The sequence below is a fragment of the Corallococcus sp. bb12-1 genome, from assembly GCF_026626765.1.
GTDB lineage: Bacteria > Myxococcota > Myxococcia > Myxococcales > Myxococcaceae > Corallococcus > Corallococcus terminator.
The window spans coordinates 795278-814433 of record NZ_JAPNJZ010000018.1 but is presented as its reverse complement, the minus strand read 5'-3'; the positions used below and the strand labels follow the sequence as shown (position 1 = coordinate 814433).

Genomic DNA, 19156 nt, shown 5'->3' with positions numbered 1-19156 from the left:
TCGCCCCCTTGTCCGTGTGTCCACTCTCCCCTGGAACCGACATTCACGACTGGATGACACTTGGCGGGCCGGGGTTCCGCCATTACGAATGGGGAACCGCCTTCCGCTCGCATGTCATCTCCAGCGCCCATCATCCTGAACGTCAACGACGACCTCGCCAGCCGTTACGTCACCTCCCGCGTCCTGTCGTTGGCGGGCTTCCAGGTACTGGAGGCGAGCACCGGCGGTGAGACGCTGGCCCTCGCGGACGAGAACACCGACCTGGTCATCCTGGACGTCCGCCTGCCGGACCTGAGCGGCCTGGAGGTGTGTCGGCGCCTGAAGGCCTCTCCTCGCACGCGCAGCGCGCTGGTGCTGCACCTGTCCGCTCGGGCGGTGGGGGCGGCGGAGCGGGCACAGGGGTTGGAGCATGGCGCGGACGCGTACCTGGTCGCACCGGTGGATCCGGAGGAGCTGGTGGCCCAGGTGCACGCGCTCCTGCGCCTGCGCCGCGCCGAGCGCGAGGTGCGCGCCCTCTCCGACCAGGTGCAGCAGCAGCGCCGGCTCCTGGACCTGGCGATGTCCGCGGCGGCGGACCCCATCGCGCTCCACGACGGGGATGGAACGCTCATCTTCGCCAACCAGGCGGTGGCCACGTCGCGCGGCTCGCACCACGTGCACGTGCCCGGAAAGACGATGGACGCGCTGCTCGCCATGGATCCGCAGCTGGAGCCCTACGCGAAGGCGCTGGAGGCGGCGAGGCGCACGGGGCAGGTGCAGCGGACGAACGTCGCCCTGTCCTCGGACCAGGGGCTGCGGCACTTCGAGTACACGCTGTCCCCGGCCCCCGGCCCCTCGGGTGCGCTGGAGGCGGTCATCGCCACGGGGCGGGACATCACGGAGGTGCGCAACGCGGAGGACTTCCGCGAGCAGTTCATCGGCATCCTGGGCCATGACCTGCGCAACCCCCTCAACGCGCTGTCCATGTCCGCGCAGCAGCTCCAGCGCCAGGGGGAGATGACGGAGCGCCAGAAGACCTTCACCGGGCGCATCCTCATCAGCGCGGACCGCATGGACCGGATGATCCGCCAGCTGCTGGACTTCGCCCGGGCCCGGCTGGGCGCGGGGCTGCCGGTGGTGCGCTCGCGGTGCGACCTGTTCGACGTGGTGCGCGGCGCGGTGGACGAGTCGCGCGCCAGCCACCCGAACCGCGAGGTGATGCTGGAAGTGCTGGGCGATGGGCGCGGGGCCTGGGACGCGGACCGGCTGGAGCAGGTGGTGGGCAACCTCGTGTCCAACGCGCTCAAGTTCAGCCCGCCGGAGACGTCCGTGCGGGTGAGCGCCGAGGGGACGGCGACGGAGGTCCTCGTGCGGGTGCACAACCTGGGTGCGCCCATCCCGGCGGATCAGCTCCCCAACCTCTTCGGCGCCTGGCGCCGCGCGGGCCGCAGTGAACGGGAGCAGGGCGTGTCCGCGGGGCTGGGGCTGGGGCTCTACATCACCGAACAGATTGTCCGCGCCCATGGGGGCACGGTGCAGGTGACCTCCACCGAAGCCCGGGGGACGACCTTCACGGTGCGGCTGCCGCGCGGCTGACCCGGAGTGTGGTTCCAGGAAACGGCCGGGACATCTGATCACTCCTGGACGAATGCGTTGCGTCGCCACTTCCGGATGCGCAGGGGCAACCCCACCCTGGGGGCATGGTCCCATCCGAAAAGCGAATCTTCGCCCAGAGCGTGGAAGCCCTCTTCGTGCGTGCCCTGGGGCCGCACCTGACGCGGGATGGGCGCCAGCGGCTGAAGGCGGCGGGGTTGGACGTGGCCGGACCGCTGCGTCACAACTATTCGCTGGAGCAGTGGCGGGCCTTCCTGGAGGTGGCGGCGCGGGACGTGTTCCCGGGGCAGCCGGCGGAAGCGGCCTACCTGGAGCTGGGCGCGCGCTACCTGCAGGGCTTCCGGCAGACGTCCGTGGGGCGGGCGAGCATGCAGCTCGTCACGCACCTGGGCCCGGAGAAGACGCTGGAGCGCGTGCCGTACAACCTGCGCGCGGGCAACAACTTCAATGAAGTGCGCGTGGAGGAGTTGTCGAAGAACGCCGCCACCCTCTGGGTGAAGGACGTGCTGGCGGACAACCCCTTCTTCGCCTGCGGGTTCCTGGCGGAGACGCTGCGCGCGTCGGGCGCGGGCTCGTTGGACGTGAAGCCCATCGCCTTCGACGGGACGGCGGCCACGTACCGGCTGACGTGGACGCAGGCGAAGTCGCAGCGGCCGGCGGGCACGGTCGCGCCGGTGCGCCGACTGTTCGGGTAGCGGCTTAAGGGTAGCGCACGGGGGCCGGCGGATCGTCCGGGGGCAGGGGGATGAACTCCGTCTCCTGCGGCACCTGGGCGAAGCGGCCTTCCTTCCAGTCCGACTTGGCGACCTCCAGGCGCTCCTTGGAGGACGACACGAAGTTCCAGAACAGGTAGCGCGGGCCGTCCATGGGCTCGCCGCCCAGCAGCATCATCCGCGCGGGCCCTTCGCTCTTCAGGAGGATCTCGCTGCCCGGCTTGAACACGAGCAGCTCGCCGGCCTGGAAGCGCGTGCCCTCCACGTCCACGGTGCCTTCGACCAGGTAGAGGCCGCGCTCCTCGTGTTCGGCGGGGAGCTTGAAGCGGGCGTCGGCGTCCAGGCGTGCCTCCGCGTAGAAGAGGTCGGAGTGGGTGCGGACGGGGGACTTCAGGCCGTGCATGGCGCCCGCGATGACGTTCAGTCGCACGCCATCGTCCTGGCCGGAGGGCAGGGTGTCTTGCGGGTGGTGGACGAAGGAGGGTTCGGTCTCCTCGTGCTGATGGGGAAGGGCGAGCCAGGCCTGGATGCCGAAGAGGCGGCTGCCGGCGGCGCGGGTCTCCGGGCCGGTGCGTTCGGAGTGGGCGATGCCCTTGCCCGCGGTCATCCAGTTCACGGCGCCGGGGCGGATGGACTGCACGACGCCCAGCGAGTCGCGGTGGAGGACTTCACCCTCGAAGAGGTAGGTGACGGTGGACAGGCCGATGTGCGGATGGGGCCGCACGTCCAGGCCGTGGCCGGAGTTGAAGTCCGCGGGGCCCATCTGATCCAGGAAGATGAACGGGCCCACCATGCGGCGGCGCGCGGAGGGCAGGGCGCGGCGCACGGTGAAGCCGTCACCCAGGTCGCGCACGCGGGGGACGATGAGCGTCTCCAGCGACGGTGGGGGCTCGCGGCCCTGCAGGTCCTCTTCCCAGCTCATGGTGTGGCTCCTCTTCCGGTTCGGGGCGTGAGTCTGCCGCAGTTCGAACGCTGCGGGTCCACTTTGACGGGGACGGTCCTTGCCCGGACGCTTGGGGCGCTAACGCGACAGACGCTCCGTGACGGGTTTCAGGAGTCCCGCGTCGCCCAGGAGTTCCTGGACCTGTCCGGCCAGCGTCAGATGGTCTGGGTTGCTGGCGGTGAAGCGCTCGGGGGTCAGGATGATGAGCGTGCCCTGGTTTTCGACGGGTTCGACCTGAACGGGGGCAGGCAAGGCAGGCACCTTCCCGCGCTGGTGGGAGAGGACAAGCCCCCCGTGGACGAGGACGGCAAGTCTCCGGCCTACGTGCCCTTCTCCGAGCGGTGTCCCCACTGCGACATCCGGCTGAGCTGATCAGACCGCCAGGAGTTCCCTCACGCGCGCATCCGACTGGCGCCACGGGGCGGCCACTTCCTCGAGGGTGACGATGCGAGCCCTCGACCCTCGTGCTTCCCAGGTGATCCGGAACGTCACCCACCGGTCCTCGACCTGGGAGTCGTAGTCCCAGTGCTCGGTCCATCGGGTCCCATCTTCGGCTGAAAGCGATTGCTGTGAGAGATGATCCGGGGTTCCCACCTGCTCAAGAACCTGTCGGGCCGACATCTTCCTCTTGACAGACATGAGCCGTTCGCGCCGGCCCGTCAGATGTCCAGGCACCTGCCGCCGTGCTTCGTCGAAATCGAGGAAACGGTAGGCCGCGAATCCCAGGGGACTGACTCCCAGCAGCCGCTGCGAATGCTGAGCGATGGGGCGGAAGGTCTGGACCTCCAGCGAAGCCCCCCGGCACGCGGTGCTCGACGTGGTGTAGAGCGGCGCGTCCACCGTCTCCCATTGCTGGAGGAAAGGCAGACACGCCTGGATGCGGTGCACGCCCACCAGATGGAGCGCGGCTACGACGCGCGCGAGCTTGTCCCTCAGGGGATCCGACGTCTCCGGCCCCGCGAAGGCACCGGGTTCCGCCACGAGGGCCCGCACCTCCTCCCACCGCTCCGCCAGTTCGGCAAGCAATGCGGACACCCCGCGCTCCTCCGCGGCGTCCATCGCGTGAACCCGTGCGGCGTCCGCTGCGTCCTCCGGGACGAGGGTCGCATGGGTGAGGTCGAGCACCAGCCGCTGGCCCCAGTGCGTCCGCCAGACGAAGAAGTCCGTCCCCCCGTCGCGGAAGAAGTACGGCCACGCATGCGATGTCCAGAACATCCCCCCGGTCGACCCCACCATGCGCAGGGCCAGCCAGTCATGACTTCCCGCCACCGGGGCCTCACACTGGACTGGCGTCGGCTCCGGACCGTGGATCCGCACGCGGACCGCATCCCGTCCGGAGGGCGCCACGGCGATGACCTCCGGGTTGAATCCATGGGTCCGCAGCACGGACCAGCCGTCATCCGACACCCGGAGCTCGTGCGGCGAATTCTCCCGCCCGACCTGCCATCGCTCCCAGACGACCCGGGCCTCGGGGCTCCCAGGGGAGTGCTCCATCAACCGGTAGCGAAATCCGTTCTGGAACTCGCGGCCCTTGAAGGCGAACCCTTCCGTGGAGGCAGGTGGCCCAGGCGGGTCGGGAGTCGTCCCGTCTTCGGGTGAGTGGGCCGTCAGGGTGAATCGCCCATCTGGCGAGGTCGCGACGCGGTCGGCGTAGGCGATGGTGGACACGCCCGCGACGCTATCCCAAGGCATTCCGCCTGCCCGGCTGGAAGCCAGGCGGAAGGCGCACGTTGGCGACACCCGGCGTACGTTGACGACGCGCTGTACCTGTGTTCAGGCTGGCCTGCTGGGAGCCCGCCATGTCCCCTCAAATCCATCTCGATTTCGCGACTGAATTCGCCGCGCATCCGGCCCTCGCCGCCTTCCACCCGGTGGTGCGGCGCTGGTTCGCTTCGCGCCTGGGGGAGCCCACCCGTCCGCAGGTGGAGGGCTGGCCGCTCATCCACGCCGGCCACGACGTGCTCATCGCCGCGCCCACCGGCAGCGGCAAGACGCTCACGGCGTTCCTCGCCGCGCTGGACTCGTTGTTCCGGCTGGCGCTGGAGGGCACGCTGCCCGACCACACCCAGGTCCTCTACGTGTCGCCCCTGAAGGCCCTGGGCAACGACGTGCAGAAGAACCTCCTCCAGCCGTTGGAGGAGCTGATGGCGCTGGCGCGCGCGGAGGGCTACACGCCCCAGACCCTGCGCGTGCAGGTGCGCACCGGTGACACGCCCGCCAGCGAGCGCGCGCAGATGGTGCGCCGCCCGCCGCACATCCTCATCACCACGCCAGAGTCGCTCTACCTCTACCTCACCGCCGAGCGCGCCCGCGCCACCCTGCGCGCCGTGCGCACGGTCATCGTGGACGAAATCCACGCGCTCGCCCGCGACAAGCGCGGCAGTCACTTCACCCTGTCGCTGGAGCGGCTCAAGGCCCTCACCGACGTACGCCCCCAGATGCTGGGCCTGTCCGCGACGCAGAAGCCGCTGGACGCCATCGCGGGCTTCCTCACCGGCGCCTCCCTGACCGAGTGCCGACGCGTGGAAGTGGGCCACCAGCGTCCGTGGGACCTGAAGGTGGAGATTCCGGACGCGGAGCTGTCCTCCATCGCGAGCCATGAGATGTGGGGCCAGGTGTATGACCGGCTCGTGCAACTGGCGGGCGAACACCGCACCACGCTCATCTTCGTCAACACGCGCAAGATGTCCGAACGCGTGGCGCACGACCTGGGCGAACGGCTGGGCCAGGAGTGGGTGGCCGCGCACCACGGCAGCATGTCACGCGAGATGCGCCTGTCCGCCGAGGAGCGCCTGAAGGCGGGCAAGTTGCGCGTGATGGTCGCCACCGCGTCGCTGGAGCTGGGCATCGACGTGGGCAACGTGGACCTGGTGGTGCAGTTGGGCACCACGAAGGCCATCTCCGTGCTGCTCCAGCGCGTGGGCCGCGCGGGCCACCACAAGGCGGGCATCTCCAAGGGCATCCTCTTCGCGATGACGCGCGACGAGCTGGTGGAGTGTGTCGCGCTCCTCAACGCCGTGCGCGAAGGCGACCTGGACGCGGTCCGCATCCCCAAGAAGCCGCTGGATGTGCTCGCGCAGCAGATCGTCGCCGCGTGCGCATGCGAGGAGTGGGACGAGCGCGCGCTCTTCAGCGTCTTCCAGCGCGCGTACCCGTACCAGGACCTCACCTGGGAGGAATACCAGCAGGTGCTGGAGATGCTGTCCGAAGGTGTGGCCGAGCGCCGGGGCCGCGCCAGCATCCACCTGCACCGTGACCGGGTGAACCAGCGGCTCAAGGGCCGCCGGGGCGTGCGCATCACCGCGCTCACCAACGGCGGCGCCATCCCGGACACCTTCAGCTTCAGCGTCACCGCGCAGCCGGAGGGCAAGGTGGTGGGGACGCTGGACGAGGACTTCGCGGTGGAGTCCTCGCCGGGGGACATCTTCCTCTTGGGCAGCACCGCGTGGCGCATCCAGCGCGTCATGGGCAGCACCGTGATGGTGGAGGACGCGCGAGGCGCTCCGCCCAACGTGCCCTTCTGGCGCGGCGAGGCGCCGGGGCGCACGGACGAACTGAGCCTCCAGGTGGGACGGCTGCGCGAGGAATTGCTGCGCCACGAGGACCCGACGGGCTTCCTGGAGAAGCTGTTGCGCGTGCCGCCGCCCGCGGTGGACGCGCTGATGGGCTACCTGCGACTGGGCAAGAAGATGCTGGGCGACGTGGTGCCCAGCCACACCCAGATTGTCGCCGAGCGCTTCTTCGACGAAGCGGGCGGCATGCAGCTCATCATCCACGCGCCCTTCGGCAGTCGCATCAACCGCGCGTGGGGCCTGGCGCTGCGCAAGCGCTTCTGCCGTTCGTTCGACTTCGAGTTGCAGGCCGCGGCCACCGAGGACGGCATCCTGCTGAGCCTGGGCGAACAGCACTCGTTCCCGCTGGCGGACATCTTCGACTTCCTGCACCCGGACAACGTGGAGGAGGTGCTGGTGCAGGCGGTGTTGCAGGCGCCCATCTTCGGCACGCGCTTCCGCTGGGTGGCCACGCGGGCCCTGACGCTGTACCGGATGATGGGAGGCAAGCGCGTGGCGCCGAACCTCCAGCGCGCGCGCAGCGAGGACCTGCTGGCCGCCGTGTTCCCCGCGCAGGTGGGCTGCCAGGACAACCACGGCGGCGGGGACGTGGAGCTGCCGGACCATCCGCTGGTGAAGCAGACGATGGACGACTGTCTGCGCGAGGCGATGGACGTGGACGGGCTGCGCGAGGTGCTCAGGCGCATGCGCGACGGCAGCATCCAACTTGTCGCCCGCGACGTGCCCGAACCGAGCGTCTTCGCGCACGCGTTGATCAACAGCCAGCCCTACACCTTCCTGGACGACGCGCCGGCCGAGGAGCGCCGCGTGCGCAACGTGGCCCTGCGCCGCGCGATGCCCGCGGAGGACGCCGCGGCGTTCGGCGCGCTGGACGCCGCCGCCATCGCGCAGGTGGTGGAGGACGCCGCGCCGCCCATGCGCGACGAGGACGAGCTGCACGACGCGCTCCTGCAACTGGTGCTGGTGCGGGCGTCGGAGGTGCCGCGAGGCCTGGAGACAGGGCTGTTCGCGCAGGGTCGCGTGGCGTGGCTGGAGCGTCCGGGCGGGCGCTTCCTCGTGTCCGCGGAGCGGGGCAACGCGGTGCGCGCGCTCTTCCCGGATGTGCGGACGCAGCCGGTGTTGCCGGTGCTGGAGTACGACCGTCCGGTGGAGCGCGACGCGGCGGTGCTCCAGGTGGTGCGGGGCCGGATGGAGATGGTCGGGCCCACCACGGTGGCGGAGCTGGCGCGGCTGACGCTGCTGGAAGCGGACGACATCAACCTGGCGCTGCATGCGCTGGAGGGCCAGGGCAGCGTGCTGCGCGGCCAGTTCCGTGCGAGCGAGGACGTGCCGGTGGCGCCCGGCGAGGACGGCGGGCCGGTGCTGGAGTGGTGCGACCGGCGCCTGCTCCAGCGCATCCACCGGCTCACGGTGGGGCGGCTGCGACGGGAGATTGAGCCGCTGAGTCCGCAGGACTTCATGCGCTTCCTCTTCCGGTGGCACCACCTGGAGGACGTGGACGCGCTGCGCGGCTCCACGGGCCTGCTCAAGGCGGTGCGGCTGCTCCAGGGGTACGAAGCGCCGGCCTCCGCGTGGGAGCGCTTCCTGTTGCCTGCGCGCATGCGCGGCTACACGCCGGATCAGCTGGAGCGCGCGTGCTACGCGGGCGAGGTGGCGTGGGGGCGGGTGACGCTGAAGGACCCACCGAAGCCGGCGGGTCCGCGTCGGGGGGCGCCGGTGACGGAAGCGCCGGAGCCCGTGGTGCACAAGCGGGCATCGCCCACGCGCAACGCGCCGCTGACGTTCACGCTGCGCGAGGACCTGGAGTGGATGCTGGCGGCGGCGCGTCCTCACGCGGTGCTGGCGGACGGGGGCGTGTGGACGCCACCGGACCTGAGCGCGGCGGCGAAGGACGTGGTGGGCGTGTTGGACCGGCGGGGCGCGTGCTTCTTCCAGGACCTGGTGACGCGGGCGCGGCGGCTGCCGGCGGAGGTGGAGGACGCGCTGTGGGAGCTGGTGGCGAAGGGGCTCGTCACGGCGGACGCCGTGCAGAACCTGCGCATCCTCCAGAGCCCGGCGCACCGCAAGCGCCAGAAGCTGTTGCAGCGCGGAGGCCCGGGCCGCTGGAGCCTCCTGGCGCCCGCGGAGCCCAAGACGCAGGACGAGGTGATGGAGTCGCTGGCGAGGTTGTTCCTCCAGCGCTACGGCATCGTCTGGCGCGACCTGGTGATGCGCGAGTCCCTGGCGCCGACGTGGCGGGAGCTGCTGTTCGTCTACCGGCGCATGGAGGCGCGAGGCGAACTGCGGGGCGGGCGCTTCGTGTCGGGCTTCGTGGGGGAGCAGTTCGCGCTGCCGGAGGCGGTGGACACGGCGAGAGCGGTGCGCAGGACGGCCCCGTCGGGTGTGCGCATCCAGTTGTCCGGCGTGGATCCGCTGAACCTCACGGGCGTGGTGACGCCGGGTCCGCGCGTGGCCTCGATGCCGAACAACGTCGTCACCTACGTGGACGGGATTCCGCAGGGCGTGGACGCGGTGGAAGACGCTTCGGAGAACGAGGACACTGAGGTCGAGGGGCCGCTCGCGCAGGTGAACTGAGCCCCACGACGCAGGGGACTTCAGGTGATTCGATTCGGACCATGGAGCACCACCCTCGGTCTGGCCGCCGGCTTCGGCGCCCTGGTGTCCGTGCTGCTCCTGGCGGCACCCGGGAATCGCGCGGCGAACCGACTGCTGGCGGCGCTGCTGGGCGTCGTCGTGCTGCGACTGATGCCCTACGTCCTGGGCTTCGCCGGCTTCTATGAAGTGCATCCCTGGTTGTCCTTTGCCCCATTCGACCTGGGGTTGGCGACAGGGCCGCTGCTGTATCTCTATGTCCGGCGCCTCGTGTCGCCCGGGCTGCCCGCGCGGTGGTGGCGGCACTTCCTGCCCGCCGCGGTCATGCTGGGCTACACGCTCTGTGCCTTCGCGCTGCCCCTCGCGCGCAAGCACTGGTGGAACGACGTCGTCCATGAGCGCTGGGTGGATCCGTTGGAGTCCGCCGCCAGCATCGTGTCGCTCGCGGCCTATCTGGTGGCCTCGGTCCGGTTCCAGCGCCGTTACCAGGCCTGGCTTCAGCAGAACGTCAGCGACCGGGAGGAGCACCGTCAGCCCTGGCTCGCGACGGTGCTCGTGTCGTTGGAGCTGTGGTGGGTCGTGACGGTGGGTTTCGAGTTCGTGAACCGCTTCCTGACGCGGCTGAACCACTACGACCGTTTTCCGCAGTACCTCCTGTTCGCTGTCATCATCCTCGGGCTCGGGCTGGAGGGCTGGCGTCAGGCGGGCCATCGCTTCCCCCAGTGGGGCGCGCGAGCCGAGCCGCCACCGCCCGTGGTCGCTCCGGCCCGTGACTGGGCGACGACAGGGGGCGCCTGGGTGGAGCGCATTCGCGCGGAGGGCTGGTGGCGCGAGCCGGGGCTGACGCTCTCCGAAGTGGCCCACCGGCTGGGCACCAACGAGACCTACGCGTCGCGGGCGTTCAACCAGGGGCTCGGGCGCAACTTCAACGCCGTCATCAACGCCCTGCGGGTGGAGGCGGTGCAGGTGCGACTCGCATCCGGGGAGGAGACGCCCGTGCTGGTGATGGCGCTGGAGGAGGGCTTCTCCTCCAAGGCCAGCTTCAACCGCGTCTTCCGCGAGCACACCGGCCTGAGTCCCACGGCCTGGCGGACGGCTCATTTCAACGAAAAGCCAATAAATCCAAGGCTTGAGACGACGTAGGGGAGGCGAGGGCGTAGGTCCGCGCCTCCCTGGCGGAGCGCGTCCGCCAGCGATGCGACAGGACCTCCGATGTCCCTGCGTTTGCTGGCCCTGAGCTGTTCGGCCCTGCTCCTCATGGTTCCCTCCCTGGGTGTCGCCGAGCCCCCGGCTCCGGTGGTCACGCCCTACGCGCCGGTCACCCTGGACGCGGTGAAGGCCCGCGCCGACGTGGCGCTCCTGCGGCGGGCCCTGGAGACGATCCACCCGGGCTTGTATCGCTACCGGAGCCGGGCGGATCTCCAGGCCGCCTTCGCCCGGTTGGAGGCGGCGGCGTCGCGGCCGACCACGGACCTCGCGCTGTGGCGGGCCCTCGCGCTGATGCTGGCGGAGCTCCACTGCGACCACACCAAGCCGGAGCCTTCGGTCGCGCTGGAGGCGTTCCGGCGGACGCATCCCACGCACCTGCCGCTGCGCTTCAAGCTCATCGAAGGACGGATGATCGTCGTGTCGAACGACGGCCAGTCCGGAGCGCCACCGCCGGGCTCGGAGCTTGTCGGAATCAACGGGCTGCCGGTGCCCCGGGTGTTGACGGAGCTGGGACGCGCTGTCGCCTATGACGGGAGCACCGACCACGCCATCGCCGCGAAGCTGGGGTCGGACAGCGACCTGATGGGGGACGACTTCAACGAGTACTGGCCCGCCTTCCATGGGTTCCCCACGAAGTGGAATCTCGACTGGAAGCGTTCGGGGGAACTGCGCCTGTCGCACAGTGTGTTGGAGCCCGTTCCATTCAAGCAGTGGACCGCACTGCCGTGGCCCGGCAGTCCGTATCGCGACGAGTTCTACAAAGCGCTCCATTGGCGAATCGACGGGAAGCGCGCCCTGCTGCGCATCGACACTTTCGTGAACTACCGCAACCCCGTCGATGCGACGACCTTCCTGGGGAGCTTCTTCAAGACGCTGAAGGCCCAGGGCGTGGAGCAGCTGATTCTGGACCTGCGCGAGAGCGGTGGAGGTTCGGAGGACGTATCGGTCGCGTTGAGCCGCTATCTGCTCAAGGAGCCCTTCCTCTGGTCGAAGCCGTCCCTGCTCAAGGCGATCCGCTATGGCGACCTTCCCTCGCACATCGAGAGCTGGGGGGACAGAAAGGCCGTGTTCGAACCGGACGAGAAGGGTTTTCGCCGCACGAGCGATGGCTGGTGGGAGCGGTTGCCGCGTCCCGATGACGAGGGCTTGCGAATGCAGGACGTGTCACCTGATCGCTTCACGGGGACAGTGACAGTGCTCAGCGGGCCGATGAATGGCTCTGGCACGACGAGGACCCTGGCGCAGTTGAAGGAGAAGCTTGGCGCGCGGTTGCTCGGGGAGGAGAGCGCGGGCAGCGCGGAGGGGCCGACCGCTGGACGTATCTTCCTGCTGACGCTGCCTCACAGCGGCCTGCGGGTCCGCATCCCCAACGCGTGGAACCGGACGACCATCGAGCACTTCGTCCCCGGGCGCGGCGTCCCGGTGGATGAGACGGTCATCCCCACGGTCGCGGACTTCGACGCGGGACGGGACCGCGCGGTGGAGGTCGCGAAGGAGAAGGGGACGGCGGTCGTGCCCGGGCTCGCAGCCGTGTTGACGGGCTCATGGCGCGGCACGCTCGACTACCGTGATTTCCAGAGCGACCGGCGCGTGGTGCTTCCCACGATGCTGGAGGCGGCGGGAGACGGAGACGAGGTCCGGTTCGCATTCACCTTCGATGACGGGCCTGGAAAGACGGTCCGCTCCACGGAGTCCTGGAGGCTCGGCGCCGGAGGAGGGACGCTCATCACGGGTGACGGTGCGGAAATGAAGATCATGGAGCGTCGCGGTGGAGGTGAGGCCACGGAGTTGACGCTGGTGGCGGAGGGCAGGGGACAGGAGAACACGCTGCCCGTCGAGGTGCGCACGGTGCTGACCCGGCGAGGCGCTGTGCTCACCATCAGCAGGCTGACACGTCGTCCTGGCGAACCGTTCCTGCTCCGCCACGTCTATCGACTGTCAGCGGGGCGCGAGGAGTGATGGATAGAAGACCCGTCGTGGGGATGAGGGGTTGGCCAGCATTGCTGACGCCAGAGGATCGCTGGTGGAATGCCTTTCATGGACTCAGGCGCTCGGTACGGGAAGGAGCGAATCCAACTGGGTGTCGCCATCCTTACCTCCCTGGTGCTGATGGGCTCCGCCTGTAGTCACACCCAGCGACCCGAGCGGAGGACCTATGTCGTCTCCGAGGATGCGCGAGGGGTCGGTACTGCGGAGGGGCCTGGAACGGGTGGCTCTGGCGCGGAGGCCTACTGCAACGAAATGGAGAAGCAGTGCTTCCAGAAGTGCTGGAGGCGAAAGCCTTCTGTAACGAGCATCCCGAAACACTCCGGAATGCACAACGTGTTCTGCACGCAGTTGTGCCGCGAGGAGTTCATGAAGTGCATCGAGAAGCAGGAGGAGTTGGAGCGGCAGGACTCAAAACGAGAATTGCGGTTTCCCAACATGGGGACAGCGCTGGACTGGCTGCGAGACCATAAGACTGAGGTGGTACTGGGAACCGTAGTCGTCGTCGCGGGTGTGGCGTTCGCACTTACCGTGGCCCCCGCTGGAATGCTGATCCTGAGCCCTATCTGAAGAAAAGGAGTGCTCGTGAGCAAGGACCCAGAAATCGATGTCGAGGATGTGCTCACTGTCTTGGATGAAGCGACGCATCGACATGAGAAGGGATCGAGGGAGTGGACCCACCTCCAGATTGCGGCGCTCTGCCTCACCTACGTTCGTCACATCGGCAAAATGGAGGACTTCGCGGCCTATTACCGGGAAGCCCTGGACCCCAACTTCAAGATCAAGGTCGAGCGGGACTTCTCGACGCGTGCCGAAGCGGATGCCTGGGTCCAGAGCGGCAAGGCCGAGGACCGCATGCACATCCGGATCGACGGCAAGGGCTTCCTGGTGGTGCGGCTGCCAGGACGACTCACCCTCATGGTCGCCCCCCTACCCGAGGAACTGAACGCGGAGGAGGAGTCAGGGGAGTGAGCAGGACCCCGCCCGGCCCCTTGCTCCACCAACCTTCTATGCCCGTCCAACTGGGTCTCCTGGCCATCACTTTAGGCTAAATCTCAATCGTTCTAGCTCAGCCGGAATTGAAATTAGCCCAGGTCGTATCTACACTGCATCGCGTCAGCTCTTGGGAGAGGTGCGTCGATGCAGAAGTGGATGGCGATGGTCCTGCTGGTGGGCGTGGCGGTCGCGGGACTCGTGGTGGCCCCGGCGGCGCAGGTGAAGCAGGGCGGTCCCATCAATGCCGCGGACACCGCCTGGTTGCTCACCGCCACGGCGCTGGTGCTGCTGATGACGCCCGGCCTGTCGTTCTTCTACGGCGGCATGGTGCGGCTGAAGAACGTCGTCTCCACCTTGATGCAGAGCTTCATCGCCATGGCGGTCATCAGCCTGCTGTGGGTCGTCGTGGGCTTCAGCCTGTGCTTCGGCGACAGCTTCCACGGCTTCATCGGGGACCCTCGCACCTTCTTCATGTTCAGTGGCGTGGGCGGTGAGACGCACCCGGACCTCGCGCCCACCGTGCCGCTGCTGCTCTTCGCGCTCTTCCAGCTCAAGTTCGCCATCATCACCCCGGCGCTCATCACCGGCGCGTTCGCGGAGCGCGTGCGCTTCAAGGCGTACCTGCTCTTCATGGTGCTCTTCAGCCTCTTCATCTACGCGCCGCTCGCCCACTGGACGTGGCACCCCGAGGGCTTCCTGCGCCAGTGGGGCGTGCTCGACTTCGCGGGCGGCACCGTCGTGCACATGTCCGCCGGCTTCGCCGCGCTCGCCGGCGCGCTCGTCCTGGGCCGCCGTCAGGTGCACCTGACGCACGCCACGCATGCTCCCGCCAACGTGCCCTTCGTGATGCTCGGCACGGGCATGCTGTGGTTCGGCTGGTTCGGCTTCAACGCCGGCTCCGCGCTGTCCGCGTCCTCGCTGGCCACGCTCGCCTTCGCCACCACCAACACCGCCTCCGCCGCCGCCATGCTCGGGTGGATTGCCTTCGACTGGCTGCGCGGCCGCAAGCCCAGCGCCATGGGCGCCTGCGTGGGCGCCGTGGTGGGCCTGGTCGCCGTCACGCCCGCCGCGGGCTTCATCACCGTGGGCCAGAGCATCGTCGTGGGGCTCGTCGCCAGCTTCGTCAGCAACGCGGCCGTCCACTTCAAGAGCCGCACCGCCCTGGATGACACCCTGGATGTCTTCCCCTGCCACGGCCTGGGCGGCGTGGTGGGCATGGTGCTCACCGGCGTGCTCGCCAAGGACGTGGGCCTCATCCACGGCAGCACCCGCACCTTCCTCATGCACCTGCTGGCCCTCTGCGTCGTGTCCGTCTTCTCCTTCGTGGGCTCGTGGATCCTCTACAAGATCGTCGACCGCATCGTTCCCCTGCGCGTCACCCGCGAGCAGGAGGAAGAGGGCCTGGACCTGAGCCAGCACGGAGAGACGGTGGGCGAGGTCCCCACCGCCGCCCGCGTCGAGACCCCGCCCGCCGCCAGCCCGGCCCCCGTAGCGCCGGCCCCGTCGGAGCCCGTGCCCGCGTAGGCCACACCCCCACACGTCCGCGCCGCAAGACACGGGGCCCCTCGCTTCACGCGGGTGGGCCCCGTGGTGCTTTCCGGAGCCGGGTGGTCCCGCGAGGCCGGCCCCTGTCGGGAATGGGATGCGCGTGGATGCAATGACTGTCACGCCCTGCGCCGCGTGTCCTGCGGGTGACTTCGTCCGGAGTTGTATGCCATTGGCCTGGGGCCCCGTGCGTCGAGTGAGTGCCAGACCTCGAAGCGGGGATGGCTTCACCCAGGGGGGGAGAATGTCGCGGGAACGCAAGGGTTTGAGGGTGTGGCGGTTCAGGCCGCCGTGGCTGCTGGGCATCCTGCTGGCGAGCAGTGGCTGCTCAAAGGAGCCAGCACCCGTGGAAGCACCGGGCGCGCAAACCGCCCGGGTGGCGGCGGTAGGGGGCTCCGCGTCCAGGTTCCGCAAGCTGCCCGCCGTGGACGGCAGCCCGGTCGTCAGCGTCTTCGCCCAGAAGCTGGAACAGCCCACGCCCCTGGGGGAGACGACGGCCGTGCACGTGAAGTTGCCGGCCCCCGCCAATGAAGCGTTGGCGGACAGCCTGGTGCGCGTGGTGGGTGAGTCGAAGGCGCCCGTGGTCCTGTTCCGTTCCGACACCCTGGCGGAGATGGGTGCCATCCCCAAGAGCCCGGGCCCCGGGTTCTTCACCCTCTTCTCGCGCCTCCCGGATTCGGAGCTGCTGCGCCGGCAGGGCAGCGAGGCGCAGGTGGCCCAGGGTGAGTTCGGAGCCATCACCCGGGAGCACCTCCTGTTCAACGGTCGCCACCCGGCCGCGCGCTTAACGGGCCTTGCCGTGGACGCCCGGGGCTTCCGGGAGGGGAACATGGTGCCCCTGGCCCAATGCCAGGAGGTGCCGGTCTCCACCCTGGCGGGGTGGGAGAAGACGCTGCTCGTCCGGGATCCGGCCGTGGTGTTGGATCCGGCGCGCACGTGGGACCCCTGTACCGGCGCCGGCACGAAGGGTGGGGTGTGGACCTTCGCGCACCTCATGCGGCAGATGGCGCTGCGCTCGGGGGCCACCCCGGAGGCCTTCGTGACGCACTGGCTGTCTCGCTGGCTCAATGACTCCACCATCAACGGCGACACCGTGCCGGCGCGTCGGAAGATGTACGACGAGGTCATTGCCCCCTGGGCCACCGCCAGCGGGACGCAGTCCTCTCTCCTGCTCAATGCCAGCACGGGCAACTGGGAGGTCCGGCTCGACAAGCCCCTGGACCTGGGCATCGCGCCCTTCCGGCTGCTGGCCATCGTCAATCGCATCGACCTGGGCAACAACACGGGGGGCGGCTACGGGCGGCAGGCCACTCCCGGCGAGCTGCGCTTCGTGTTCGGCCTGACCCGTCCCTCGCCCTGGGGCGCGGGTGGGACGGAGGCGACGTGCAACCTCAAGCCCTTCACCGCCATCTTCGAATATGGGGTGCCTGGCACGGGATGCCAGAAGGTCGTCGCCTGGGCACGGCAGTGGACGCAGCTGGGCACCCGTGCCTCCTTCGACGCGCTCTACCGCGTGCAGCTCGCGGCGATGACCGAGAGCGTCGTCCTGGCCGGAATGGGCTCCGGCAAGGGCAACTGGAGCGCGCTCAACCAACTGCGCACCAATGAAGCGGTCCTGGGCGCGACGCAGGGACGGCCGTGGGAGCTGCGGGAGTTCCGGCTGGTGACCGAGGACACCTCCAACGGCAACAACACGCCCGCCCACGGGTTCCTTCAGGTGCATACGCTGTCGCTGACCCCCGATGACGCGGCCCATGAATCCCAGACGGATGCCGACGTCGACCTCTTCGTGCGGACCCAGGTGAAGAGCGGGGTGGATCAGCCGGTGCTGGTGCCCACCCGGTGCGCCGCGGAGTTCACCGTACCCTACCGGTATAAGGGCCGGCCCTTCCTGGGAGGCAACTCGCTGGTGGCTCCGCCCACCCACTGGGCGGCCCGCAATGCCTCCGCGAGCGACGCCAGCGAGGTCTGCGCGCGCAAGGAGTTCTCCCTCAACACCTGCAACGGCTGCCATTTCCAGGACACCGGCACCAATGACTTCTCTGGCGTCAACAACACCGCCTTCACGCACATCAGTCCGACGTCGGGCATCCCGGCGAGGCTGTCGAAGTTCCTGACGGGCGGCGGCCCCGGCTTCATGTACAGCGTCCCGGACGCGCAGTTCGGTGCGTCGGTGGCGTCGTGGCCCTTCGCGGACCTGCAGCGTCGGCACGAACAGTTGTATGAGCTCGCCACCTGCTCCTCGTGTGGACGCTTCCTGGGGGTCGATGAAGGCTTCCTGGTGCGGATGGAGGCGCTCGCCGGGGCGGTACCCCTGGACGTATCCCCTGGCGCGGAGCCACCGCCGTTCAAGGTGGGGGCCATCCACGATGTCGCGATGGTGACGCGGCTCCTGGAGCTGCGCCCCGGCTTCAAGCAGGAGTCCTGGGACGCGCCGCTGAGCTTCCTCAAGCCGCCGCAGGTCTTCGTCCACTGACGCGCCATCAGGAAGGACCCGGGGCCCCTTTTCTCCGCGCGAGGCGGGAAGGGGCCCCGTGCCCGTTGCTTCAGAACGCGCAGTCCTGACCGCGCGTGGGCAGCGCGGACGCCGTGCCGGACAGCCACGTGTCCAGCGCTCGCGCCGCCTCACGTCCGTCCGCGAGCGCCCAGACGATGAGGCTCGCGCCCCGGCTCGCGTCGCCCGCGCAGTACACGCCCGGCGCGGACGTGGCGAACTTCGCGTCCACCTGCACCGTGCCGCGCGGCGACAGCTTCACGCCCAGCTCTTCCGCGAGCGGCCCCGTCTCCGGCCCGGTGAAGCCCATGGCCAGCACCAGCAGGTCCACGTCGAACACCTGCTCGGACCCCGGCACCTCCACCAGCTTCATCGCGCCGCCCGGCTCGCGCTGCACCTCCACGCGCACCGCGTGCAGCCGCTTGAGCTGGCCGTCTTCACCCTCCAGCCGCTTCGTCAGCAGCGCGAAGGCGCGCTCGCCGCCCTCCTCCTGGCTGGACGACGTGCGGAATACCAACGGCCAGCGCGGCCACGGGTTCTCCTTCGCGCGCACCGACGGCGGCGCGGGCAGCAGCTCCACCTGCATGACGCTTTCCGCGTCCTGGCGCAGCGCCGTCCCCAGACAGTCCGAGCCCGTGTCGCCGCCGCCCAGGATGATGACCCGCTTGCCCTTCGCCTCCAGCCGCGCGTCCGGCGTCGCTCCCGCCGTCACCACCCGGTTCTGGTGCTCCAGGTAGTCCATGGCTTGCAACACGCCGGACAGCTCACGGCCCGGGACGTCCAACTCGCGGGCCCGCCGCGCGCCCATCGCCAGCACCACGCCGTCGTACTGCTCGCGCAGCACGCGGTAGCCCGTCGTCGCGCCCACGTCCTCGCCCGTGCGGAAGACGATGCCCTCCGCCTCCATCAGCGCGAGGCGCCGGTCCAACACCGACTTCTCCAGCTTGAAGTCCGGGATGCCGTAGCGCAGCAGCCCTCCCGCCCTCGCGTCCTTCTCATACACCGTCACGGTGTGCCCGGCCGCGTTGAGCTGGGATGCCGCCGCGAGCCCCGCGGGGCCGGAGCCCACCACCGCCACGCGCTTGCCCGTCCTGCGCGCCGGAGGCCGGGCCTTCACCCAGCCCTCCGCGAACGCACGCTCGGAGATCTCTTTTTCAATCTGCTCGATGGTCACCGGGTCCCGATCGATGGCCAGCACGCACGAGGCCTCGCACGGCGCGGGGCACAGCCGGCCGGTGAACTCCGGGAAGGTGTTGGTGCGGCTGAGCACCTGGTACGCCTCCTTCCACTGGCCCCGGTACACCGCGTCGTTGAAGTCCGGGATGAGGTTTCCCAGCGGACAACCCTGGTGACAGAAGGGCACGCCACAGTCCATGCAGCGCCCGGCCTGCCGCTTCGACTCCTCGGCCGCCAGGGGCAGGTGCAGCTCGCGCCAGTCCTCCAGGCGCTCCGCCTTCTCCCGCTTGGGGGCGTGGACGCGCGGCCACTCGACGAAACCCGTGGGCTTGCCCAT

Annotated in this window: 13 protein-coding genes; 9 read left to right on the top strand and 4 right to left on the bottom strand. The window is 69.5% G+C overall.

All coding sequences use genetic code 11. From position 1 onward, the window contains the following. Positions 1 to 111: 111 nt before the first annotated feature. Both OV208_RS24020 and OV208_RS24015 read left to right on the top strand, forming a co-directional pair. Positions 112 to 1575, top strand: coding sequence for a sensor histidine kinase (locus tag OV208_RS24020; RefSeq protein WP_267576212.1), 1464 nt, complete (start codon positions 112 to 114; stop codon positions 1573 to 1575). Between the two features lie 104 nt (positions 1576 to 1679). Beyond that, positions 1680 to 2288: a DUF2378 family protein gene (locus tag OV208_RS24015; protein WP_267576211.1), complete on the top strand. Its 609-nt coding sequence runs from the start codon at positions 1680 to 1682 to the stop codon at positions 2286 to 2288. Between the two features lie 4 nt (positions 2289 to 2292). Here OV208_RS24015 and OV208_RS24010 read toward each other — a convergent pair whose 3' ends face one another. The 3 genes from OV208_RS24010 to OV208_RS24000 form a co-directional block, all read right to left on the bottom strand. Then, positions 2293 to 3228 carry a pirin family protein gene (locus OV208_RS24010; protein WP_267576210.1) on the bottom strand — a complete coding sequence of 312 codons (936 nt, stop codon included), beginning with the start codon at positions 3226 to 3228 and terminating at the stop codon, positions 2293 to 2295. Positions 3229 to 3327: 99 nt separating this feature from the next. Then, the gene (locus tag OV208_RS24005) at positions 3328 to 3600 is read right to left on the bottom strand and encodes an Imm52 family immunity protein (protein ID WP_267576209.1); all 273 of its coding nucleotides are present in this window, start codon (positions 3598 to 3600) and stop codon (positions 3328 to 3330) included. 21 nt (positions 3601 to 3621) lie between these two features. Further along, positions 3622 to 4941, bottom strand: coding sequence for a hypothetical protein (locus OV208_RS24000; protein ID WP_267576208.1), 1320 nt, complete (start codon positions 4939 to 4941; stop codon positions 3622 to 3624). Positions 4942 to 5048: 107 nt separating this feature from the next. On the opposite strand from OV208_RS24000, the gene OV208_RS23995 reads away from it, so the two are divergent. The 7 genes from OV208_RS23995 to OV208_RS23965 all read left to right on the top strand — a co-directional run bounded on the left by OV208_RS23995 (position 5049) and on the right by OV208_RS23965 (position 17625). Next, positions 5049 to 9395, top strand: a complete 4347-nt coding sequence (locus OV208_RS23995) for a DEAD/DEAH box helicase (protein ID WP_267576207.1) — start codon at positions 5049 to 5051, stop codon at positions 9393 to 9395. A gap of 24 nt (positions 9396 to 9419) precedes the next feature. After that, on the top strand, positions 9420 to 10556 hold the full coding sequence (locus tag OV208_RS23990) for a helix-turn-helix transcriptional regulator (RefSeq protein WP_267576206.1): 1137 nt from the start codon (positions 9420 to 9422) through the stop codon (positions 10554 to 10556). Between the two features lie 69 nt (positions 10557 to 10625). Further along, entirely contained in the window at positions 10626 to 12581 is a 1956-nt protein-coding gene (locus OV208_RS23985; protein WP_267576205.1) for a S41 family peptidase, read from the top strand. Between the two features lie 396 nt (positions 12582 to 12977). Continuing rightward, on the top strand, positions 12978 to 13178 hold the full coding sequence (locus OV208_RS23980; RefSeq protein ID WP_267576204.1) for a hypothetical protein: 201 nt from the start codon (positions 12978 to 12980) through the stop codon (positions 13176 to 13178). Positions 13179 to 13193: 15 nt separating this feature from the next. Next, positions 13194 to 13580, top strand: coding sequence for a hypothetical protein (locus tag OV208_RS23975; RefSeq protein WP_267576203.1), 387 nt, complete (start codon positions 13194 to 13196; stop codon positions 13578 to 13580). Positions 13581 to 13748: 168 nt separating this feature from the next. Then, a complete protein-coding gene (locus OV208_RS23970) occupies positions 13749 to 15128 on the top strand; it encodes an ammonium transporter (protein WP_267576202.1) in 1380 nt (459 codons plus the stop codon). Between the two features lie 265 nt (positions 15129 to 15393). Beyond that, complete coding sequence (locus OV208_RS23965) at positions 15394 to 17625, top strand: hypothetical protein (protein ID WP_267576201.1); 2232 nt, start codon at positions 15394 to 15396, stop codon at positions 17623 to 17625. A 70-nt stretch (positions 17626 to 17695) separates the two neighbouring features. Here OV208_RS23965 and OV208_RS23960 read toward each other — a convergent pair whose 3' ends face one another. Then, on the bottom strand, positions 17696 to 19156 hold the full coding sequence (locus tag OV208_RS23960) for a glutamate synthase subunit beta (RefSeq protein ID WP_267576200.1): 1461 nt from the start codon (positions 19154 to 19156) through the stop codon (positions 17696 to 17698).